Origin of the sequence: Stenotrophomonas nitritireducens, assembly GCF_050984405.1 — a bacterium.
Classification (GTDB): domain Bacteria; phylum Pseudomonadota; class Gammaproteobacteria; order Xanthomonadales; family Xanthomonadaceae; genus Stenotrophomonas; species Stenotrophomonas nitritireducens_B.
In genome coordinates this window covers 3,050,744-3,071,299 of the sequence record NZ_CP158790.1, presented here as the reverse complement: position 1 = coordinate 3,071,299, position 20,556 = coordinate 3,050,744, and the positions used below count along the sequence as shown (strand labels likewise).

The following is a 20,556-nucleotide window of genomic DNA, read 5'->3' as shown; positions in this document are numbered from 1 at the left end:
GGCGGTGCGATGCAAAGAAAAGGCCCGGGATTCCCGGGCCTTTTTTGTTGCGTCATCCCGGGCGGAACCCTCCGGGCCATCGGCAGGCGATGTCAAAAAGGGCGGCAGACAGTTTTTTATTGGCCGTCCGCAGGAGCGTACCTCTGCGTGCGATGGCCTTTCCGGGGCATGCAGCGTTGCGCGTACCCGCGAGGGCGATGCGTCAATGCGAGCGGCGGATCGCCAGTTCGGCCAGCGCCGCGAGCGCATCGGCGCGCGGGCCGAACGGCGCCAGCGCCTGGTGCATGTCCACGGCCAGCGCTTCCAGCCGCGCCCTGGCCCCGTCCATGCCCAGCAGCGCCGGGAAGGTGGACTTGTCCTGCGCGGCATCCTTGCCGGCGGTCTTGCCCAGCTGCTCGGAGCTGGCCTCGACGTCGAGGATGTCGTCGCGCACCTGGAAGGCCAGGCCGAGCGCGTCGGCGAAGCCGTCCAGCCGCGCCAGCTCGGCGTCGCCGGCGCCGCCGCACAGCGCGCCCATGCGCACCGCCGCGCGGATCAGCGCGCCGGTCTTGAGCGCGTGCATGCGTTCCAGGCCGGACAGCGGCTGCCAGCGGCCGGTGGCGTCGATGTCCAGCGCCTGCCCGCCACACATGCCGGCCGCGCCGGAGGCGGTGGCCAGGGTGCGCAGGCAGGCCACGGCCAGCGCCGGCGGCAGCGCCGCTTCGGCGAGCAGCTCGAAGGCACGGGTCTGCAGCGCGTCGCCGGCCAGGATCGCGGTGGCCTCGTCGAAGGCGACGTGGGTGGTGGGGCGGCCACGGCGCAGGTCGTCGTCGTCCATCGCCGGCAGGTCGTCGTGCACCAGCGAATAGGCGTGGACCAGCTCGACCGCGCTGGCCGCGCGCGTCGAGCAGCGCCGGGTCGGCGTCGAACAGGTGGCCGGCGGCGCGCACCAGCAGCGGCCGCATGCGTTTGCCGCCGCCCAGCGCGGCGTAGCGCATGGCCTGGTGCAGGCGCTGCGGCGCGGCGTCGGGGGCGGGCAATGCGGCGTGCAGGTGCTGTTCGGTGCGTTCGATCCAGCCGGCGAACAGGGCCTCAGTCGACATCGCCGGCCTGTTGGAACGGTTCGGATTTCTCCGGCTGCGCCGGATCGGTGAGCAGGCGCACGCGCAGTTCTGCCTGCTCCAGCGCCTGCTGGCACTGCCGGTACAGGCCGACGCCGCGTTCGTAGGCGGCCAGCGACTGCTCCAGGCTCAGTTCGCCGGTTTCCATCTTCTCCACCAGCTGCTCCAGTTCTTCCAGCGAATGCTCGAAGTGGGCGACCGGGGAGACCTCGTTGGGGGACTTCTTGGACATGGCGGGAAGTGTGAGCGGCGGGCGGGAAAGGGTCAATTCGCCGCGCCCGGCGCCTGCCAGCGCAGGCGTGCGCCGCGGGCCTGCAGCCAGTCCTGCAGCGGCGCAGCGACGATGCGGTTGCCGGCGGCGAGCACCTGCGCGCCGTCGCACAGCAGCGGCAGGTGCGGGCGCAGCCAGGGCGCGATGTCCGAGGCCTGCAGCCGGTGCTTGAGCAGGTGCGAATGCGCGCGCCCCGGCAGGTGGATGCGTTCGCCGCCCTGGCGCTGGCGCACGCGCAGCGGCGCGTCGAAGCCGGGCGCGCCGTGCAGCGCCAGCACGCCGCCGTCGGGCAGCGCCAGCGGCGCGCGGCCGTCCCAATCGGCCTGCCAGCCGGGCGGCCAGGCGCGCAGACCGGCCCGGCACGGCATGCAGGCGGTCGCGCCAGCGCACGATGCGCGCGTCCTGCCAGCGGAACTCCGCCTGCCGGTCATGGCCGGCGCCGAGCAGCAGGTCGTGCCGGATGCGCGCCACGCCGTTGCCCGGCAGCGGCGGCAGGCCGCATTGCCGCGCCCACAGCCGCAGCACGCGGGCGCAGGCCGGCTCCGGCAGCGCCGACAACGCGGCGACCGGCAGCGCGTGGCCCTCATCGCCATCGCGGCAGGCGTGCAGCCATCGTTCGTTCGTCCTGCGCCTGCAGCAGCGCCGCGGCCTCGCTCGCGCGCGCGGCGCTGCGCGCGAACACGGCGGCCGCGTCGGGCCAGCGCGTGGCCAGCAGCGGCATCACCGCGTTGCGCAGGAAGTTGCGGTCGAAGGCGTCCTCGCCGTTGCTGGGATCGTCGATCCACTGCAGGCCATGCTGGCGCGCATGCGCTTCCAGCGCGGCACGCGGAACGCGCAACAGCGGCCGCCACAGCTGGCCGGCGCCGAAGTCGCGGCGCTCGCGCATCGCCGCCAGTCCCTCCACGCCGGAGCCGCGCAGGGCGCGCAGCAGGAAGGTTTCGGCCTGGTCGTCGCGGTGGTGGGCCAGCGCCAGCCATTCGCCCGGCCGCAGCAGCCCGGCGAACGCGGCATGGCGGGCGCGGCGCGCCGCCGCCTCGACGCCGTCGCCTGCACCGGCGTCCACCCGCACGCGCACGATCTGCAGCGGCACCTGCCATCGGTCGCAGATGCGCTGGCAGTGAGTGGCCCATTCGTCGGCGTCGGTCTGCAGCCCGTGGTGCACGTGCACGGCGCGCAGGCCGTGTTCGCGCGCCGTCGGGGCGTTGGCCAGCAGGTGCAGCAGCACGGTCGAATCCAGCCCGCCACTGAAACCGATCAGCACCGGCGTGGCGACGTCAGTCAGCGGTGACAGGCATGATTCCATCGCCGCATTGTAGGAGCGGCTTCAGCCGCGAGGGGCATGCGGGCGGATCCTTCTTCCGCGCATCGGCGGCCAATGCGGTGCAGGTGAACCGCCTCCCACGCGTTTCGATGCGCGCCGGCCACGCGGGAGGGGCTGCCCCTCCGTTACGGGGAATCCGGCAGCACGTTGCCCTGTAGATCGATGCGGAAGCGCGTGCCGCCGACGATGCCGGCATGGCCGTCGGCGTCGGGCGTGCCTTCGCGGCAGCCGTCGCAGACCTCGGCGCTGCCGTCCTGGAACGGGAAGCCCCAGTCGAAGCGCGCGGCGAAGGCCGGCTGCAGGCGGGTGTCGTAGTAGCCGATCCGGCCGTCCACCCGCGCGCGGACCAGGCCGTCGGCGAAGTAGTCCGGGCCGTTGTCGTAGGTGATGACCGGCAGATAAGCGCCGTCGCGGCGCACGTAGTAGTACTGGCGGCCGGCCTGCAGCGCGGCCAGTCCATGCCCGTCGAAGCGCAGCCGCGCCAGCGCGCCGGCGCTGAGGGCAAGCGTGCCCGGCGCCGTCTGCGTGCAGCCGGGCAGTACCTCGAAGCGGTCGGTGTCGCGGCGATGGCAGGCTTCCCCGGCGGCAGGCCAGGGCGGGCAGCAGGACCAGCGGCAGCAGCGCCGCCGCCGGTCCCCGCAGGTGCCGTCGCGCGTGGCTCACGGCGCCTTGCGTTCGAACTTCGCCGGTTGCGGCAGTTCCACCGGCACGCCCTGCGCGTCGCAGGTGCCCTGCGCGCACAGGCGCTCGCGCAGGCGCGGGGTGGCCTGCACGATCAGGTGGTAGATGGCGTTCTGTTCCATCGTGCCGCGCACCGCGGTGCTGCCCGGGCCGCGCGCCCAGATGCCGACGTCCTCGCCGCCGTGCGATTCGGCCTTGGCCGGGACCAGCGCCTCCTGCATGTAGTCCGGGTGCTCGGTATCGACGTGGGTCAGGTCGGGACGGCCCTGCGCCGGCTCGTAGCTGCTGGGCATGTGCGGGAAGGTCTTCGGGCCGGCCGGCTGGCGGTTGCTGGTGCCGGTGTAGCCCGGGCCGTTGGCGTAACTGAGCGTGGTGTAGGGCAGGCCGGTGGCATCGCGGGCCAGCTCCAGGCCGCCGGCGCCGTCCTCGCCGCCCTTGTCCTTGACCTTGCCCAGGATCGGGTTGCCGCGCGCCGGGTAGCCGACGAAGTTGAGGGTGTGCGAGTGGTCGGCGGTGACGATGATCAGGGTGTCCTCGGCCGAGGTCGCCTCGACCGCCGCGCGCACCGCGTCGGACATCGCGATGGTGTCGCCCAGCGCACGCGCGGCGTTGCCGCTGTGGTTGGCGTGGTCGATGCGCGCGCCTTCCACCATCAGCACGTAGCCCTCCGGATGCCTGGACAGGTTGGCGATGGCGGCGCGGGTCAGCTCGGCCAGCGACGGTTCGCCGGCCGGGTCCTTGGCGCGGTCCTGCTCGTACTGCATGTGGTCGGGCTCGAACAGGCCCAGCAGCGCCGGCGCGCCGGCGGCGGCCTTGAGCTGTTCGGCGTTCCACACGTAGGCGCCCTGCGGATGCGCGGCCTGCCATTCGGCCACCAGGTTGCGGCCATCCAGGCGCAGGCCGACCTTGTCGGCGTATTCCGGGTCCTGCTCGTTGACGGTGGTGAACTGGCCGCGGCCGCCGCCCAGGGCGACCAGCGGGCCGCGGCCGTAGCGCGAGGTCGACAGCAGCTGCTGGGCGATGTCCTGGCAGCCGGCCACGCGCGCGCTTTCGGGCAGGTTGGTGTCGTTCTCCCAGTTGCGGTCCGGCGAGTGCGCGTAGGTCGCTGCCGGGGTGGCATGGGTCAGGCGCGCGGTGGAGACCACGCCGGTGGCCATGCCGGCGCTGTCGGCCAGCTGCAGCCAGGTCAGGGCGTGCTTGCCGAGGCTGTCGGCGCAGTCGCTGCGGCTGCCGGCGCTGACGCCGATGGCGCCCATGTGGCTCTTCACGCCGGTGGTGATGGCGGTCATGGTGCCGGCCGAGTCGGGCGTCTGCGAGTCGGTGTTGTAGGTCTTGCTGAAGGCGGTGGCCGGGAAGCGTTCCCAGGACAGCAGGTTCTCCTCGCCCGGGTTGCCGTGGCGCTGGCCCTCGAGGATGCGCGCGGCGGCCACCGTGGTCAGGCTCATGCCGTCGCCCAGGAACAGGATCACGTTCTTCGCCCTGCCGGCCATCGCGCCGTTGGCGGCGGCCTGCGCGGCGCCGTTGCGGTACCACCACTGCGGGGTCTCGCCCTGCGGGTGGCTGACCGCCGGCACCTCGACGGCGAAGGCCTGCGGCGCCCTGGGCGCGGCGTTGCTGGCGCAGGCGCCGAGCAGCAGGGTGGACAGGGCGGCGAGCAGGGGAGTGGCGTGGCGCATGCGGTCGACCATCGATCATGAACAGACGGCCATTATGACAATCCGGAAAAGGCATGCCGATGACACGCAGCTTTTCCGCACGGGGATCGTGCCGTCACCGGGCTTGCGCTATCGTGCCGGTCCCTGAAAATCTTCCCCGGATCCTCTTATGACGCTGGTTTCTGCCTGGTTGCGGATTCCGTTCTGGCAGCGCGTGGCGGGCGGCTTCGTGCTCGGCGCGCTGGCCGGCTGGGTGCTGGGTCCGGCCGCCGAGACCTGGTTCGGGCCGCTGGGCGAGCTGTACGTCACCCTGATCAAGATGATCGCCGTGCCGCTGGTGTTCTTCGCGGTGATCAGCGCCATCGGCTCGCTGCACGGGCAGAAATCGGTGGCCGCGCTGGGCGGGCGCACCTTCCTGTGGTTCATCGTCACCGCCGCGCTGGCGGTGTGCATCGGCCTGGGCGTGGGCACGCTGATGCAGCCGGGCACCGGCGGCCTGAGCCTGGCGATGGACAGCGCCTACACCCCGCGCGACGTGCCGTCGGTGGCCAAGGTGCTGATGGACGTGGTGCCGTCCAACGTGTTCTACGCGCTGTCGGGCATCGGCACCAAGGTCAACGCCGCCGGCGAGACCGTGCTGGCCGCCGGGCGCGGCTCGATCCTGCCGGTGATCTTCTTCGCCGGCCTGCTCGGCTTCGCCATGGTCAAGCTCGGCGACAAGGTGAGCGAGGCGCGCAAGCTCACCGGGCAGATGAGCGAGATCATGATCCAGGTCACCCGCTTCGTGCTGGAGATGACCCCGCTGGGCACCTTCGGCCTGATCGCCGGCCTGGTCGGCAGCTACGGTTTCGAGAAGCTGCTGCCGCTGGGCAGCTTCGTGCTGGCGCTGTACGTGGCCTGCGCGCTGCACATCGTGGTGGTCTACAGCGGCCTGCTGCTGGCGCACGGGCTGAACCCGATCAAGTTCTTCCGCGGCGCCGCGCCGGGCATGCAGGTGGCGTTCGTGGCCTCCTCGAGCTTCGCGGCGATGCCGGCGGCGATGCGCTCGATCACCGCCAACCTCGGCGTCAACAAGGACTACGCCTCCTTCGCCGTGCCGCTGGGCGCGAGCATCAAGATGGACGGCTGCGGCGCGATCTACCCGGCGCTGTGCGCGGTGTTCATCGCCCAGTACACCGGCGTGCCGCTGACCCCGGAACAGTACGTGGTGGTGCTGATCGCCTCGGTGCTGGGCAGCTTCGGCACCGCCGGCGTGCCGGGCACGGCGGTGGTGATGGCCACCGTGGTGCTGAGCGCGGCCAACCTGCCGCTGGAGACCATCGGCTACCTGTACGCCATCGACCGCGTGCTGGACATGATGCGCACCATGACCAACGTCACCGGGCAGATGGTGGTGCCGGTGATCGTGGCCAAGGAAACCGGGCTGCTGGACCAGCAGGTCTACGACGCGCCGGTCCGCGCCGGCGTCGGGGTGGACTGACCGTCCGTCGGAGGGGTGACCTCCGGCGGATACCCGCGCGGCGCGGGGGCATTATGGTGGCGGCGGCCGTCCGGCCTGCCCATGACAACGAAAGGAGTCGCTCCATGATGCTGCAACGCATGCTCCTGCTGGCCGGCTGCGCGCTGGCCGGCACGGCGGCTGCCGCCAACGCCGATCAATGGCGGGTGCCGGTGGCGGTCGAGAAACTCGACAACGGCCTGACCGTGGTGGTGTCCGAGGACCACAGCGCGCCGGTGGTCGGCATCAGCGTGGTCTACCACGTCGGGATGCGCCTGGAACCGCGCAACCGCACCGGCTTCGCGCACCTGTTCGAGCACCTGATGTTCCAGGGCACGCCGCAGGCGCGCAAGGGCGTGTTCGACAGCGTGATCACCGGCGGCGGCGGCCGCAACAACGGCTCCACCCGCGCCGATTTCACCAACTACATCGAGACCGCGCCGGTGTCGGCGCTGGAGCCGATGCTGTGGCTGGAAGCGGACCGCATGCGCACCCTGGACTTCAACCCGGAGACACTGAAGAACCAGCAGGACGTGGTCAAGGAGGAAATCCGCAACAACGTGCAGAACCAGCCCTACGGCGCGTTCATGTGGATCGACATCGGCCAGCACGCGTTCTCCAGATGGGAGAACAACCACGACGGCTACGGCAGCTTCCACGACCTGGAAAACGCCAGCCTGGACGATGTGCGCGCCTTCCACCGCGATTTCTACGGCCCCAACAACGCGGTGCTGTCCATCGCCGGCGACGTCACCCCGGAACAGGGCTTCGCCCTGGCCAGGCGCTATTTCGGCGACATCCCGGCACGGCCGACGCCGCCGCGTCCGGACTACGCCGAAGGGCTGAATACCAAGGAGATCCGCCTGCAGCAGTCCGACGCGCTGGCGCAGGTGCCGGCGCTGGCGGTGGGCTGGAAGATGCCCGACCGCGGCAGCCGCGACCAGGCGCCGATGGCGGTGCTGGGCGCGCTGCTGGCCGACGGCGAGGCCTCGCGCCTGCACCAGGGGCTGGTCAAGGGCCGCCAGCTGGCCTTGAACGTCGAGTCGCTCTACGGCCTGACCAGCGCCTGGGAATACGACGGTCCGACCCTGTTCGTGGTGTTCGCGATGTACAAGCCCGACCACGACGCCGACGCGGTGCTGTCCGGCATCGACGCGGAGATCGCCAGGGTCGCCACCGAGGGCGTGGACGCGGCGACGCTGGCGCGGGTCAAGACCCAGCTGCTGGCGCAGTGGTACGACGGCCTGGAGATGTTCCTGGACCGCGCCGACGCCCTGGCCAAGCTGCAGACCCTGTGGGGCGATGCCGGCGTGGTCAACCAGATCCCGGGATGGATCGAGGCGGTCGACGCCGCCGACGTGCAGCGCGCCGCGCGCACCTACCTGACCACCGCCAACCGCACCGTCATCGACCGCAAGCCGGCGGCGATGCTGGCCCCCGCCGAGCAGAAGTGAGGACACCGCCATGATCAAGACGATCCCGTGCCTGCTCGCCATGAGCCTGGCCCTTTCGCTCTGCGCCGGCGCCAGCGCCGCCACGCCGGGACTGCCCGCCGGGCTGCCGGGCTACGCCGCCGACAAACCACTGCCGGTGCCGGACATCTCGCGAAGGACCCTGGGCAACGGCCTGGAAGTCTGGGTCGTGCCACGCGACGGGCTGCCGCGCGTGGACTACGTGCTGGCCATGCGCGACGCCGGCCTGGCCGCCGATGCCGCCGCCACGCCCGGTTTCGCCAGCGTGCTGGCGCAGCTGCTCACCGCCGGCACCCAGGCGCACGACGCGCGCCAGATCGCCGAGCTGGCCCAGGGCATGGGCGGCAGCATCGGCGCCAGCGCCAGCGTCGATGGCCTGTGCTCAGCGGCCAGGCGCTGGCTTCGCAGGCCAAGCCGATGCTGGCCCTGCTGGCCGAGGTCGCGCGCACGCCGTCCTTCGCCGACGACGAGGTGGAACTGGCCCGCGCCAACGCCGCCCAGGAACTGAAGGCCGCCGAAGCGCAACCCGGTTTCCGCGCCTCGCGCGCGCTGCTGAAGGCGGTCTACGGCGACCACCCCTATGCACGCACGCAGCTCGATCACGCCACCTTGCCGGCACTGACCCCGGCGGCGCTGAAACAGGAGCACGCGCGTCGCTTCCGTCCGGCGCATGGCCTGCTGGTGATCACCGGCCGGATCGATGCGGCCACCGCCTTCGCCGAGGCCGAACGCGCCTTCGGCGACTGGCAGGGGCAGGGCGAGGCGGTGGCGGACACGGCGCCGGCGCCGCGGCAGGCAGGCGGCAGCGCAGCGCACGATCCTGCCGCGCGCGGGCAGCGTGCAGTCCACGTTCCGGATCGGCCGTCCGGCCGTCGCCGCCACCGACCCGGACTACGTGCCGCTGCAGCTGGCCAGCACCGTGCTGGGCAGCGGCATCAGCAGCCGCCTCAACCAGAACCTGCGCGAGGAAAAGGGCTACACACCTACGGCGCCGGCGCGCGACTGGCGGCGTTGCGCGCCGGCGGCAACCTGGCGGCGTCGGCCGACGTGCGCAACGAGGTCACCGGCGCATCCCTGAAGGAGTTCTTCAGGGAATTCGACCGGCTGGGCAAGGAGCCGGTGCCGGCCGCGGAACTGGAGTCGACCAAGCGCTATGTCGCCGGCGGCTACCTGATCAGCAACCAGCTGCAGGCCGCGGTGGCCGGCACCCTGGCCAACAACTGGCTGGCCGGCCTGCCCGCCGAGTTCCTCGGCCAGTACGTGGGCCGGATCCGCGCGGTCGATGCGGCGAAGCTGCAGGCCGTGGCCGCGCGCTACTACGCGCCGGACGCGCAGTCGGTGATCGTGGTCGGCGACCGCGACGCGGTGGCGCCGCAGCTGGCGCCGTTCGGCGCGTTCGGCGTCGAGGAACGCTGAGCCGCCGCTTCCGGGCCGGATCGCACCCGGCCCGGAGCGCGCCGCATCGACGCCGCGCATGCATGCCATGCGCCGGCCGGCGCGCCGTCCCAGGCGTGGATCGAGGAACGGCGCCGCTGCCGCGTCACTGGCTGCCCGCCTCGCTGCGCGCGGGGTGTAACGCGCTGTAGCGCCCCCCTGTAAACGGACCGTTACACCACGGCGATGCCGCTGCGGTGCGCCGCGGCCTGTTCCGGCCCGCCGCGGCGCACGCTGCCGGGTGTAACGCACGATACAGGCGCGACATCCGCGCTTCACCTGCAAGTCGTTGTGTTGCAAGGAAAAACAGAACTGGCACGGATGCTGCTCCGACTCCCGCGTTGACCGGGGAGGCAGGGCGATGGCTGGCAGGACCTCACATCCGTTTTTGATCCTGATCGGGCTGCTGCTGGCGTTCGGCGCCAGCGGTGCCGCCCAGGCCTCGGGCGCGCGCCAAGGCGTGAAGGCGCGACCGGGCGAGATCGTATTGCTGCGCGATGTTCCCACGCGTCCGGCCTACCGCATGCACCCGCCGGGAAGGGCGCTGATCGTCGATCCGTCGCCGCGCCGTGAGCTGGCCGCCGCGCTGGGAGGCGGCGACGGCATCGACGAACTGGACGAGGACGCCTATGCGTCCATCGACTCGGCGATGGAGCGGCCGGCGTCCGCGCACGCCGGGCAGACCACCGTCGAACGCGTCACCAGCGGCATGGTCGGCACCACGCTGGGCCACGCCATGGGCGAGGGCGGCATGCTGTCCGGCGCGCAGCTGGCGCGCACCATCGGCGGACCGATGGGCGCGGTCGGCGGGGCCACCCGCGGCATCGGCGACCAGGTGCGCGGCGCGCTGGCGCAGTTCCCGCTTGGCCAGCCGGCCGGGCCGGGAGGCCGCTGAGCATGGCCACGCATTCGCCCGCCGGCCGCCTGCCGTTCCTGCTCGTGCTCGCGCTGGTGCTGCCGGCGCTGGGCGGCGCCCCGGCTGGGCGCAGCAGGCCGAGCCCTACGCGCCGATGCTGGCCTACCTGCAGAACAGCCGCATCGACGGCAACGCGCTGGCCGGCAGCCAGGGCGCGATCCGCATCAACCAGGCCGCGGGCGATCTCAATCTGCAGGCCAACCTGCACGGCATCGCGGTCGCCCGCCAGGCCAACGCCGGCATCCACGCGCGCCAGGCGCAGGCGGACAGCCATGCCACCGCGCCGTGGGCCGCGTCGGCCAGCATCGGCGGCAATGCGCTGGCCGGCGCCGGTGGCGTCGTTTCGATCAACCAGGCCAGTGGCGGCGGCAACGCGGAGCTCAATTCCGTGGCCGTTTCGCTGGCCGCACAGGGCATACGCGAAGCGGGGGACGAGGCGATGGCCTCGCCGTCCGCGTTCGCGTCGGCAGGGGAGCGGTTCGTTGCCGGCGATCCACGCGCCATCCGCAAGGTGGCGGTGGAGGCATCCGCGTTGCGCGGCTTCGGTGGTGTGCTGCAACTCAATCAGATCGCGGGATCAGGCAATGCCGTGGAAAACCGGATCGGCATTTCCGTGCAAGGCGTCCCGTAAACAAGGCTCCATCCACCCGATGCATCAGAAAACCTGAAGAGGGCACCATGAAAGCGAATGTCAAATGGACGGTACTCGCCATGGCGGTTGCCGCGCTGGTCGCCAGCACCGCAGCCAATGCGGCGGACGACGACCAGAACGCCAGCGCCGACATCGATCACCAGCACAACGTGACCGAAACCCGTACCAATACGAACACCAACACGAACACCAATACCAACAACGACAGCACGACCAGCACCAATACCAGCACGAACACCAGCACCAATACGAGTACCAACACCAGCACGAACACCAGCAGCAACGACACCCGCAACACCACGGTCGATACCGACGTGGACCTGAAGCTGGATGCCGCCGCGACGCTGCGCTACTGGGATTCACGCTCCAACACCGAGGTGCGCGAGGACGTGCAGAAGACCTCCAGCGTGAGTTCCGACGAGCGCAGGGAGAAGAACAACCATGGCGTGGACGTGAACCTGGAGAAGGACCTGCGGCTGGGCTCGGACATCCAGTTCTCCGGCGACCCGACCATCAGCGGCGACATCACCATCGACTCGGCGGCCATCGCCGTGATCGACAACCGCCAGTCGATCTCGGGCAACAACGCCGAGAACGGCCTGCTGGAGAACTCGGCCTCCATCGCCGACGACGTGGCCTCCAGCGCGTCGGGCAACCTGGGCTTCAATGCCGCCGCCGGCGACAACAACGCCCAGGACAACGCCGCCTCGCTGTCCGCCGCCGATGCGTCCTTCAGCTTCGGCATGGCCGACGCCGAGGTGTTCGTCAACCAGAGCGGCATGAACAACATGACGATGAACAACGGCGTGACCAACAGCGCGGGCATCGGCGGCAACGCCTTCGCCAACGCCGCCGGCAACATCGGCGTCAACGTCACCTCGGGCAACAACAACGAGCAGAAGAACGCGCTCGCCGCATCCGTGGCCACGTCCGCCTACGCACAGTCGAGCATCAGCTCCAACCAGGTCTCCACCGGCAACAACGTGGAGAACAACGGGTACTACGACTACGTGGTCAACACCTACACGCTCAACCTGGGCGGCAGCGTGGCCGGCACCACCCGCGGCACCGGGACCGGCACCTACGACGGCACCGGCAATTCCTACCAGAAGACCAACTTCTATCCGGACAACTGGACCGGCGATACGCATCCGGCCGGCGACCAGACCGGGCACAGCGACTGGGACTTCGAGACCCAGGGCGCCGTGGCCAACCCCAACCGCCCGGGCGTGGGCGGCATGGCCTGGGATACGGATGAGAGCGGCGACCTGTCGTTCTCGGAAATGGGCACCGCCGACCTGGTGGCGAGCCTGAGCGGCCAGGTGGTCGACGTCGACTGGATCGCGGTCAACGCCACCAACACCGCCAGCCTGTCCGGCAGCGCCTTCACCGGGGCGTCGGGCAACATCGGGGTGAACGTGTCCGCCGGCACCGGCAACCTGCAGGCCAACAGCCTGGCGCTGGCGGTGGCGCAGCCGTCCACCGGCGGCGGTGGTGGAGGCGGTGGCGGCGAAGGCGGCGGCCAGTGACAGTCGCGGTCCGCCGCTGAGCGGCGGGCCCGGCGCAAGCGGTGCGCCCGGCCATCCGCCAATGGCCGGGCGATCCCGGGAGCCCTTGTCCCCGTACCCCTCGCGGGCAAGGGCTCCCACCTGCCGAACACACACACACCGGAGACTGGCCCATGTACCGCAGGATGTTGCTGCTGGCCTGCACCGCGGCCGCGGCATGGCCATGCGCCGCCGCGGACGTCGCCTTCAGCGGCGTGCTGCCCAACGGCGCGGTCTACCGGCAGCCGGTGGAGAGCATGCAGGAACGGCGCTTCCGCAACCTGGTGCGGCAGCACACCGACTACAGCTGCGGGGCGGCGGCGCTGGCCACGATCCTGCGCTACGCCTACCACCTGGAGGCGGACGAATCGACCGTGATCGAGGGAATGATGGGCGTGTCGGACCCGGCGCTGGTGCACCAGCGCGGCTTCTCGCTGCTGGACATCAAGCGCTACGTCGAAGCGCTGGGCATGCGCGGCCGCGGCTACCGGATCAGCGAGGAACGGCTGCGCACGCTGCGCGTGCCGGGGCTGGTGCTGATGGACGTGCGCGGCTTCCGCCATTTCGTCGTGCTCAAGCAGGTGCGCGAGGACATGGCCGAACTGGCCGACCCGATCCTGGGCAACCGCGTGGTGCCGCTGCAGGACTTCCTGGCCGCATGGCCGTCGCGGGCGGTGTTCATCGTCATAGGCAGCGATTTCGACCGCGACACCGCGCTGCTGCTGCCCAGCGAGAAACCCAGCGCCCGCGCGCTGTACGCGCGGCAGGGAGCGGGAACCCTCACCGATGCCGAGCTGGTGGATTTCGGCTTCACCCATGCCGATCTGTTTTGAAGGAACCGGATCATGAACATCGCGATGTGCGCCGGCCTGGTGCTGGCATTGGCCCTGGCCTTCCCGGCACAGGGTGCCGGCACCGGCACCGGCAACGCCGCGGGCCACAGGCCGCAGGAAATACCGGATTCGGAACTGGGCCTGATGCGCGGCCGCTACACGGTGGGCGGGAACGCGGTGGCCTGGTTCGGGGTGACGATGATCTCCACCTGGCAGACGGCGTCTGGCCAGCAGCTGCAGGGCGCGCTGACGCTGGCGATGGATTTCGGCGACGGCAAGGTGCCGCGGATCAGCTTCACGCCCAGCGTGAGCATCACCGCGGCCGACGCGCCGCTGCCGGACACCGGCGGGCGCAGCGTCGACGGCAGCGGGCTGCACAACGTGGCCGGGCTGGTGCAGAGCGTGCAGGTGGCCGGCGACGGCAACCAGGCCAGCAATGCGATGCAGCTGACCGTGCGCGAGGCGGGAGCGACGCCCGGCGCCGGTGGCGCGTCCACCGGCCAGGCGGCGCAGCGGATGGACGGCGCCAGCGCCGTGGCCGGTTTCGACGGCGATGCGGCGCGCGTGCTGCTGCAGATCGACGGCCAGGGCGCGGTCGAGCAGTGGCTGCGCAGCGGCAGCGTGGGCCAGCGCATCGCGCTGGCGGGCGACGGGCAGCAGGTCGCCAACCGCATGCGGATCGATCTTGTGCGGCAGGGGCCGGCCGGCAACCTGCCGCTGGCGCAGAACGTGGCCCAGGCCATCACGCTGGTCCGGGCCGGCGGCATGGGGGCGGGGTACTGAGCCGGCCTGGCCGGCACGGCAATGTGGGCATCGATCGAGGAGCTGGACAATGAAACAGCTGGCGATGGCGGCGCTGGTGGGCCTTGCGGTGTTCCCGTCGAAAGCGGCGGCACAGGCGCCGGCCGCCGACGACGAGGCGCATGTCAGGGCGCTGATGGCGCAACTGGAGACGCTCAAGGCCAGTTACGCGCAGGAGGTACGCAGACTGCGCGAACTGGACATGCAGGTGCAGGCGATGCAGGCGCGCCTCAACGGCAGGACCGCGGCGGCTGCGCCCGCCACGACGGCCGCGCCGCCGGCCGATGGCGAGGGCTACGCCAGCACGGCCAGCGAGGCGCGTGCGGCCAGGGAGTCGGCGCGGCGCAGCGTGGACGACGTGAAACAGCAGCAATCGGCCCTGTTCGACCGCCGGCTGACGCTGGAAAACAGCCTCACCTACGCGCGTTACGACCGCAAGCAGCTCACCCTCAACGGGTTCCTGGCGCTGGATGCGATCTTCCTCGGCAACATCGCCATCGAGAACGTGGAATCGGATTCGCTGACCTACGCTTTCGCCGCGCGCTGGGGCGTCAACCCCAGGCTCACGCTCAACCTCGACGTGCCGTACATCGCGCGCAAGACGATCTACCAGAAGGGCGGCGCCGGCGGTTCGGCCGCGGCCGTGGCGCAGGAGGAAACCCACGGCGCGGGCATCGGCGACGTCACCGCCAGCGCGAACTACCGCCTGTTCCCGGAAGGACGGCGGCGCCCGGAGACGGTGCTGACGATGGGCGTCACCGCGCCCACCGGCCGCGAGCCCTACGGACTGGACTGGAAGGTGATCGAACGCGACGACGACGACTTCATCCGTTTCGCCGTGCCCGCCGAACAGCCCACCGGCAACGGACTGTGGCAGGCCAGCATCGGCCTGTCGGCGGTGAAGACCGCCGACCCGGCCATCCTGTTCGGCAACATCGGCTATGTGCGTTCGTTCAAGCGTGGCTTCGGCGACATCGATTCCAACCCGGACACGGTCAACCCGGGGCAGGTGCAGCTGGGCGATGCGTACTACTTCGGCGCCGGCGTCGCGTTCGCGTTCAACGAACGCACCAGCCTGAGCATCTCCTTCAGCGACAGGCTCAGCGCCCGCGCCTCGACCCGCTACAAGGGCGGGCAGTGGGTCAAGGTGATCGGCAGCGACGCCAACGCCGGCACCCTCAACCTCGGCGTGACCTACGCGCTGACGCCCAGGACCACGCTGGTGAGCATGCTGGGCATCGGCCTGACGCCGGACGCCCCGGATTTCAGCCTGGCGTTCAAGGTGCCCTACATGCTCTAGCCGCGCCGGTTCCCGCGGCCGTCAGCGCAGGCTTTCCAGCTGCAGGTGGTGCTTGCGGCACAGCCGGTAGACGGTGACGCGCGAGACCTTCATCAGCCGCGCGCAGGCGCTGACGTTGTAGTGGCTGCGCGTCAGGCAGGCTACCAGCGCCTCGCGTTCGTCGCGCAGGCGCGCGTCCTGCAGGCGCTCGCGGGTCTCGGCCGGTGCGGCCAGTTCCAGGTCCGCGCAGTCGATCAGTTCGTTGTCGGTGGTGATGGCCGCGCGCTGCACGCGGTTGAGCAGCTCGCGGACGTTGCCGGGCCAGTGGAACTCGGCCAGCGCCCGGCGCGCGGCCGGCGTGTAGCCGCGCGCGCGGATGACGTGGCGCGCGCGGAACTCGTGCAGGAAATGCAGCGCGAGCAGCTCGATGTCGCCCTCGCGCCGGCGCAGCGCCGGCATGGTCAGGCGCAGCACGTTGAGCCGGTAGTACAGGTCGCTGCGGAAACGCCCCTGTTCCATCGCCTGTTCCAGGTCCACGTGGGTCGCGGCCAGCACGCGCACGTCCACGTGGATCGACTGGTTGCTGCCGATCCGCTCGACCGTGCCTTCCTGCAGCACCCGCAGCAGGCTGGTCTGCGCCTCCATGGGCAGGTCGCCGACCTCGTCCAGGAACACGGTGCCGCGATGCGCGCTTTCGAACAGCCCGGCGCGGCGCGTGGTGGCGCCGGTGAAGGCGCCGCGCTCGTGGCCGAACAGTTCGGACTGCAGCAGGGTCGGGGCGATCGCGCCGCAGTTGACCGCATGGAACGGGTGGCCGTTGCGCGGCGACAGGCGGTGCAGCGCGTGCGCGGCCGCTTCCTTGCCGGTGCCGGTTTCGCCGGTGACGAGGACCGGCAGGTCGACCGGCGCGAACTTGCGCAGGGTCGCGCGCATGGCGAGCATCGCGCTGCTCTCGCCGAGCAGGCAGGCCAGCGCGTCGTCGCAGGACGCCAGGGCGGACGTTTCCTTCAGCGATGCCAGTCGCCGCAGCAGTTCGGCGTGGTCCAGCGGATGCGCGAACCGGTGCCGGCAATGCGACAGGGCGTGCTGCAGCTGGACGTCGCTCTCGTCCGGCAGCGCCGGCAGCAGCGCGAACAGCGGAAGATGGCGGTAGGCGGCCGCTACCTCGGCGGCGGAGGCCAGCTCGCTGGCCGTGCATGTCCTGAAATCCAGCACGCCGATCACGATGTCTTCGCTGCGCATGCCCACCCCGCCGGTCTCCGACAACGACACCGCGCGTATGTGCCAGCCGCTGGACGCCAGCAGGGCTCGTTCCGTCGAACAGGGCGTCCCGAACCAGATTACGCAACGGCGGGAGGGAGCAGGTGTTGCGGGCATGGCGGTCACCTGGCTGCAAGCGACCAACTTATACCTTTCCTAAACCGCGGGAAATGCCGCGGAAAGTGGAATATGTGCCTGAATGCGCTGGAAAAACCCGGCGCCGTGCATTCATCTGTCCGGAAACGCGAAAACCGCGGCGGGGCCGCGGCTTTCGGGGGTTCCGGAACCGGACCGGTTTACAGGTCCAGGCGGCGTGCCTGCATGAACTTGTCGCCCCAGTACCCGCTGAGCAGGGTATCGGTGCGCACGTCCTTGCCGGTGCTCGGCGCGTGCAGGAAACGGCCTTCGCCGACATAGATGCCGACGTGGTCGACGCGGCCCTTGCGGCCGAAGAACACCAGGTCGCCGGCGACCAGCGCCGAGCGGTCCTTGATCAGTTCGTTGCTGGCCTGGCTGGCCATCTCGCGCGAGACGCGCGGCAGTTCGATGCCCAGCGCGGTGCGGAACACGTAGCCGACCAGGCCGCTGCAGTCGAAGCCGGCATCGGGCGAGGTGCCGCCCCAGCGGTACGGGGTGCCCAGCAGGGTCATGGCGCGGCGCAGGATCGACTGCACCTTGCCGTCGCTGTCGTTGGCCAGCGCGGTGTCGGTCGCGCTGGCCACGCTCTTGGAGGCGTCGTAGGCCGAGAGCAGGCGGCTGAGGTCGCCGGCGAACATGGCCGAGCGGTCCATCAGCGGAATGGTGTCGTTGGCGGCCAGGTGCGGGAGCAGGGCGGCCAGGGTGGCGGTAGCGGCGGCGTCGGCCTTGCTGCGCTGGGTTTCGGGTTTGGCGGCGGCCGGCTTCGCGGCGGCGGCGGGATCGGCGTCCGGGACGCTCTGGGCGAAGGCCGGAACGGCGGCGATGGTCAGCGCCGCGGCGCACAGCAGCCGGCGGAACGCGGGAATTCGGTGACCGGGTTGACCCGGATGGGACGGATTTTCGTTCGTCACGCGGCAGTCACGGAAAAATTCGATGGGCGATCATGCCCTGTGAAGGGCTTGTATAGGTACAAATTTCGTTAATTTTTCATTATTCAGTGTGATGCATTGCGCACTTCAGCGCAGCACGCGCTTGGCGCCGGTGTAGTGGTCGCGCCAGTAGGGGCCGTCCAACTGGTCCAGCCGGACCGTGCCGCCGGTGCTCGGCGCATGCACGAAACGGCCCTCGCCGACGTAGATGCCGACGTGCCAGACATTGCCCTTGTCGCCGAAGAACACCAGGTCGCCGGCGGCCAGCTGGCGCGGCGCGATGCGCGGCCCCTGCAGCGCGGCCAGTTCCCGCGAGGTGCGCGGCAGGTTCAGCGCCAGCATGTCGCGGTAGACGTAGTTGACCAGGCCGCTGCAGTCGAAGCCGGATTCGGGCGTGTTGCCGCCGTAGCGGTAGGGCGTGCCGACCAGGCCCAGCGCCCGCATCAGCACCGACGAGGCGGCGGCCGGGTCGGCCGGGGTCACCTGCGGCCAGGCGTGGGTGACCGGGGGAGGCGGCGGTGAACGCCTGGCCGGCGCATGGCCGCAGGCGGCGAGGACGGCGACCCCGGCGAGCAGGGCCGGCAGCCGCCAGCGGCGGCCTCGGAAAACTGGCGTGATGTGCATGGAGCCCGGATAATGCGCCACCTCAAGACGGCAGCCATGATGGCCGCCTCCCCGTCGGCCGGCAAGGCCGTCCCAACGTCTGCCAGCGGGCAGCCACTGAAGAGTTGCGCATGAAGATCGAAAAAGACCGCGTCGTCCGTTTCCACTACACCGTTTCCGAAGTCGGCCAGGAGCCGATCGAAAGCTCCCGCGAGCGTGGCGAGCCGCTGGCGATCCTGATCGGCCACGGCAACATCATCCCGGGCCTGGAGACGGCGATGATGGACAAGGAAGCCGGCGAGAGCTTCGGCGTGGACGTGAAGTCGGCCGACGCCTACGGCGAGCGCCGCGAGGGCCTGACCCAGCGCGTGCCGAAGAAGCACTTCGGCAACACCCGCCTGGTCCCGGGCCAGCAGGTGATCCTGCAGACCAACTTCGGCCCGCGCGCCGTCACCGTCGAGAAGGTCGGCATGACCGTGGTCGACGTCGACCTCAACCACCCGATGGCCGGCAAGGACCTGCATTTCGACGTGGAGATCGTCGAAGTCCGCGAGGCCAACGAGGAAGAAGTGCAGCACGGCCACGTGCACGGCGACGGTGGCCACCACCACTGATTGCCCGACCGGCAACGCCACGATGAACGGCCCGCCCCGCGCGGGCCGTTTCGTTTCCGGCGGCCGGCGGCGATGACCGCATGCTCTAATCGCCGCTCCATCCACGGGGAACCACGCAACGTGTCCATCGCCACTTTCCAGCCCATCGCGCCGGACGAACGCATCGCCACGCTCGATGTACTGCGCGGACTGGCGCTGCTGGGCATCCTGCTGATGAACATGGAGGCCTTCGTCGGCCCGATGGACCTGTCCACCACTGGCATCGACCCGCACTGGCGGGGCGTGGACCGCTGGGCGGACGCCTTCGTCTACCTCTTCGTGCAGGGCAAGTTCTTCACCCTGTTCTCGCTGCTGTTCGGCGCCGGCTTCGCGGTGATGGCGCAGCGCGCCGAGGTCGCCGGGCGCGACTTCAACCGTTTCTACCTGCGCCGCAGCCTGGGCCTGCTGGGCATCGGCCTGGCGCACGCGCTGCTGCTGTGGTCCGGCGACATCCTGGTCGCCTATGCGCTGCTGTCCTTCCTGCTGCTGGCATTCCGCGAGGCGCCGCGCGGCTGGCTGCCGGCGATGGGCGTGCTGGCTGGCTGGCGGCGGCGGCGGCGGGGCTGATGCTGCTGCTGGGCGCGGTGGTGGCGCTGATGCCGGCCGATGCCGCGGCCACGCAGGCGGCCCACGCGCAGGCGGCGATCGAGGCGCAGCGCCAGGCCTACGGGCATGGCAGCTACGCGCAGGCGGTGCTGCAACGGCTGCGTGATTTCGCCGCATCGCTGGGCGCGCTGCTGGTGGTGGGGGGCCGCAGGTGCTGGGCATGTTCCTGATCGGCAGCTGGTTCGCGCGCAGCGGCGCCATCGCCCGGCCCGCCGAGCACCGGCGCCTGTTCGCGTGGCTGCGCTGGGGCGCCCTGCCGCTGGGCCTGGTGCTGATGCTGGGCAGCGCGTGGTACCAGCCATGGCTGGCGCCGGGCCGTTTCGACCTGCGTTCGGCCACGGCCTATGTCCTGGCCTCGGTCGCGGGCCTGCTGATGTGCCTGGGCTATCTGGCCTGGGGCGTGCGCTGGAGCCACGCGTTGCGGTGGCTGGCGCCGGCCGGGCGCATGGCGCTGAGCAATTACCTGGGGCAGTCGCTGGTCTGCACGCTGCTGTTCTACGGCTACGGGCTGGGCCTGTTCGAGCAGATGGGGCGCGCCTGGCAGCTGCTGTTCGCGGTGGCGCTGTTCGCCGCGCAGGCGGCGCTCAGCCGGGCCTGGCTGCGCCGTTTCCGCTTCGGGCCGATGGAATGGCTGTGGCGGGCGATCACCTACTGGCGGCTGCCGCCCCTGCGCCGCGACGACGCCGGCACGCACCAGCCGGGCGGGTGCCCGCGGGCCTGAGGGGCACGAAACCCTTTCCCGCGGGGGGTGAAGCAAACGGCGTGCGCGTCACTGGCGCGCGCGCGGAGGAGCGCCCACGCCGCTGGCTGGCGTGGGCCGGGGCGCGAAGCGTGGGCGGGCTGGAGGCCGGGGATGCCGCCAGATCGTCTCCAGCGCCGGAGGAATACACGGCCCCGCCGATCCGGA

General features: G+C 71.0%; 17 protein-coding genes and 3 pseudogenes. 12 read left to right on the top strand and 8 right to left on the bottom strand.

Features of this window, described 5'->3' with window-relative positions:
• Positions 1–202: 202 nt before the first annotated feature.
• The 5 genes and pseudogenes from ABTV91_RS13665 to ABTV91_RS13645 all read right to left on the bottom strand — a co-directional run bounded on the left by ABTV91_RS13665 (position 203) and on the right by ABTV91_RS13645 (position 5,049).
• Positions 203–1,082 (bottom strand): annotated as a pseudogene (locus ABTV91_RS13665) (polyprenyl synthetase family protein).
• The gene (locus ABTV91_RS13660) at positions 1,072–1,332 is read right to left on the bottom strand and encodes an exodeoxyribonuclease VII small subunit (RefSeq protein WP_433851916.1); all 261 of its coding nucleotides are present in this window, start codon (positions 1,330–1,332) and stop codon (positions 1,072–1,074) included. The pseudogene ABTV91_RS13665 and the gene ABTV91_RS13660 overlap by 11 nt, the downstream one beginning before the upstream one ends.
• 32 nt (positions 1,333–1,364) lie before the next feature.
• A pseudogene (tilS, locus tag ABTV91_RS13655) lies at positions 1,365–2,674 on the bottom strand (tRNA lysidine(34) synthetase TilS).
• A 143-nt stretch (positions 2,675–2,817) separates the two neighbouring features.
• Entirely contained in the window at positions 2,818–3,111 is a 294-nt protein-coding gene (locus ABTV91_RS13650) for a hypothetical protein (protein WP_433851915.1), read from the bottom strand.
• A gap of 240 nt (positions 3,112–3,351) precedes the next feature.
• Complete coding sequence (locus tag ABTV91_RS13645) at positions 3,352–5,049, bottom strand: alkaline phosphatase (RefSeq protein WP_433854185.1); 1,698 nt, start codon at positions 5,047–5,049, stop codon at positions 3,352–3,354.
• Between the two features lie 148 nt (positions 5,050–5,197).
• Here ABTV91_RS13645 and ABTV91_RS13640 point away from each other — a divergent pair, with 148 nt between their 5' ends.
• The 10 genes from ABTV91_RS13640 to ABTV91_RS13595 all read left to right on the top strand — a co-directional run bounded on the left by ABTV91_RS13640 (position 5,198) and on the right by ABTV91_RS13595 (position 15,481).
• Complete coding sequence (locus tag ABTV91_RS13640) at positions 5,198–6,508, top strand: dicarboxylate/amino acid:cation symporter (RefSeq protein ID WP_433851914.1); 1,311 nt, start codon at positions 5,198–5,200, stop codon at positions 6,506–6,508.
• Between the two features lie 104 nt (positions 6,509–6,612).
• Positions 6,613–7,980, top strand: a complete 1,368-nt coding sequence (locus ABTV91_RS13635) for a M16 family metallopeptidase (protein ID WP_433851913.1) — start codon at positions 6,613–6,615, stop codon at positions 7,978–7,980.
• Positions 7,981–7,990: 10 nt separating this feature from the next.
• A complete protein-coding gene (locus ABTV91_RS13630; RefSeq protein ID WP_433851912.1) occupies positions 7,991–8,506 on the top strand; it encodes a hypothetical protein in 516 nt (171 codons plus the stop codon).
• Positions 8,416–9,414, top strand: a complete 999-nt coding sequence (locus ABTV91_RS13625) for a M16 family metallopeptidase (protein WP_433851911.1) — start codon at positions 8,416–8,418, stop codon at positions 9,412–9,414. The genes ABTV91_RS13630 and ABTV91_RS13625 overlap by 91 nt, the downstream gene beginning before the upstream one ends.
• 406 nt (positions 9,415–9,820) lie before the next feature.
• A complete protein-coding gene (locus ABTV91_RS13620) occupies positions 9,821–10,327 on the top strand; it encodes a hypothetical protein (protein ID WP_433851910.1) in 507 nt (168 codons plus the stop codon).
• Positions 10,328–10,442: 115 nt separating this feature from the next.
• A complete protein-coding gene (locus ABTV91_RS13615) occupies positions 10,443–10,979 on the top strand; it encodes a hypothetical protein (RefSeq protein ID WP_433851909.1) in 537 nt (178 codons plus the stop codon).
• A 47-nt stretch (positions 10,980–11,026) separates the two neighbouring features.
• Entirely contained in the window at positions 11,027–12,529 is a 1,503-nt protein-coding gene (locus ABTV91_RS13610; protein WP_433851908.1) for an adhesin, read from the top strand.
• Positions 12,530–12,681: 152 nt separating this feature from the next.
• Positions 12,682–13,380, top strand: a complete 699-nt coding sequence (locus ABTV91_RS13605; protein WP_433851907.1) for a C39 family peptidase — start codon at positions 12,682–12,684, stop codon at positions 13,378–13,380.
• Positions 13,381–13,392: 12 nt separating this feature from the next.
• The gene (locus ABTV91_RS13600) at positions 13,393–14,163 is read left to right on the top strand and encodes a hypothetical protein (RefSeq protein ID WP_433851906.1); all 771 of its coding nucleotides are present in this window, start codon (positions 13,393–13,395) and stop codon (positions 14,161–14,163) included.
• A 49-nt stretch (positions 14,164–14,212) separates the two neighbouring features.
• Positions 14,213–15,481 carry a hypothetical protein gene (locus ABTV91_RS13595; protein WP_433851905.1) on the top strand — a complete coding sequence of 423 codons (1,269 nt, stop codon included), beginning with the start codon at positions 14,213–14,215 and terminating at the stop codon, positions 15,479–15,481.
• A gap of 21 nt (positions 15,482–15,502) precedes the next feature.
• On the opposite strand, the gene ABTV91_RS13590 is transcribed toward ABTV91_RS13595, so the two are convergent.
• The 3 genes from ABTV91_RS13590 to ABTV91_RS13580 all read right to left on the bottom strand — a co-directional run bounded on the left by ABTV91_RS13590 (position 15,503) and on the right by ABTV91_RS13580 (position 18,411).
• The gene (locus tag ABTV91_RS13590; protein WP_433851904.1) at positions 15,503–16,837 is read right to left on the bottom strand and encodes a sigma-54 interaction domain-containing protein; all 1,335 of its coding nucleotides are present in this window, start codon (positions 16,835–16,837) and stop codon (positions 15,503–15,505) included.
• A 179-nt stretch (positions 16,838–17,016) separates the two neighbouring features.
• Positions 17,017–17,769: a C40 family peptidase gene (locus tag ABTV91_RS13585; protein ID WP_433851903.1), complete on the bottom strand. Its 753-nt coding sequence runs from the start codon at positions 17,767–17,769 to the stop codon at positions 17,017–17,019.
• Between the two features lie 105 nt (positions 17,770–17,874).
• On the bottom strand, positions 17,875–18,411 hold the full coding sequence (locus tag ABTV91_RS13580; RefSeq protein ID WP_433851902.1) for a C40 family peptidase: 537 nt from the start codon (positions 18,409–18,411) through the stop codon (positions 17,875–17,877).
• Positions 18,412–18,521: 110 nt separating this feature from the next.
• On the opposite strand from ABTV91_RS13580, the gene ABTV91_RS13575 reads away from it, so the two are divergent.
• Together ABTV91_RS13575 and ABTV91_RS13570 are read left to right on the top strand one after the other, a co-directional pair.
• Positions 18,522–19,004 (top strand): FKBP-type peptidyl-prolyl cis-trans isomerase, encoded by a 483-nt coding sequence (locus ABTV91_RS13575; RefSeq protein ID WP_104939124.1) that lies wholly within the window; start codon positions 18,522–18,524, stop codon positions 19,002–19,004.
• 72 nt (positions 19,005–19,076) lie between these two features.
• A pseudogene (locus ABTV91_RS13570) lies at positions 19,077–20,370 on the top strand (DUF418 domain-containing protein).
• Positions 20,371–20,556: the final 186 nt, after the last annotated feature.

What these genes read in the sequence shown, in the direction of transcription:
- ABTV91_RS13660 (WP_433851916.1), bottom strand. Translation starts at nt 1,332, where the DNA reads ATGTCCAAGAAGTCCCCCAACGAGGTCTCCCCGGTCGCCCACTTCGAG.
- ABTV91_RS13590 (WP_433851904.1), bottom strand. Translation starts at nt 16,837, where the DNA reads ATGCCCGCAACACCTGCTCCCTCCCGCCGTTGCGTAATCTGGTTCGGG.
- ABTV91_RS13615 (WP_433851909.1), top strand. Translation starts at nt 10,443, where the DNA reads ATGCTGGCCTACCTGCAGAACAGCCGCATCGACGGCAACGCGCTGGCC.
- ABTV91_RS13610 (WP_433851908.1), top strand. Translation starts at nt 11,027, where the DNA reads ATGAAAGCGAATGTCAAATGGACGGTACTCGCCATGGCGGTTGCCGCG.
- ABTV91_RS13595 (WP_433851905.1), top strand. Translation starts at nt 14,213, where the DNA reads ATGAAACAGCTGGCGATGGCGGCGCTGGTGGGCCTTGCGGTGTTCCCG.
- ABTV91_RS13640 (WP_433851914.1), top strand. Translation starts at nt 5,198, where the DNA reads ATGACGCTGGTTTCTGCCTGGTTGCGGATTCCGTTCTGGCAGCGCGTG.
- ABTV91_RS13625 (WP_433851911.1), top strand. Translation starts at nt 8,416, where the DNA reads ATGCTGGCCCTGCTGGCCGAGGTCGCGCGCACGCCGTCCTTCGCCGAC.
- ABTV91_RS13645 (WP_433854185.1), bottom strand. Translation starts at nt 5,049, where the DNA reads ATGCGCCACGCCACTCCCCTGCTCGCCGCCCTGTCCACCCTGCTGCTC.
- ABTV91_RS13635 (WP_433851913.1), top strand. Translation starts at nt 6,613, where the DNA reads ATGATGCTGCAACGCATGCTCCTGCTGGCCGGCTGCGCGCTGGCCGGC.
- ABTV91_RS13580 (WP_433851902.1), bottom strand. Translation starts at nt 18,411, where the DNA reads ATGCACATCACGCCAGTTTTCCGAGGCCGCCGCTGGCGGCTGCCGGCC.
- ABTV91_RS13600 (WP_433851906.1), top strand. Translation starts at nt 13,393, where the DNA reads ATGAACATCGCGATGTGCGCCGGCCTGGTGCTGGCATTGGCCCTGGCC.
- ABTV91_RS13575 (WP_104939124.1), top strand. Translation starts at nt 18,522, where the DNA reads ATGAAGATCGAAAAAGACCGCGTCGTCCGTTTCCACTACACCGTTTCC.
- ABTV91_RS13605 (WP_433851907.1), top strand. Translation starts at nt 12,682, where the DNA reads ATGTACCGCAGGATGTTGCTGCTGGCCTGCACCGCGGCCGCGGCATGG.
- ABTV91_RS13630 (WP_433851912.1), top strand. Translation starts at nt 7,991, where the DNA reads ATGATCAAGACGATCCCGTGCCTGCTCGCCATGAGCCTGGCCCTTTCG.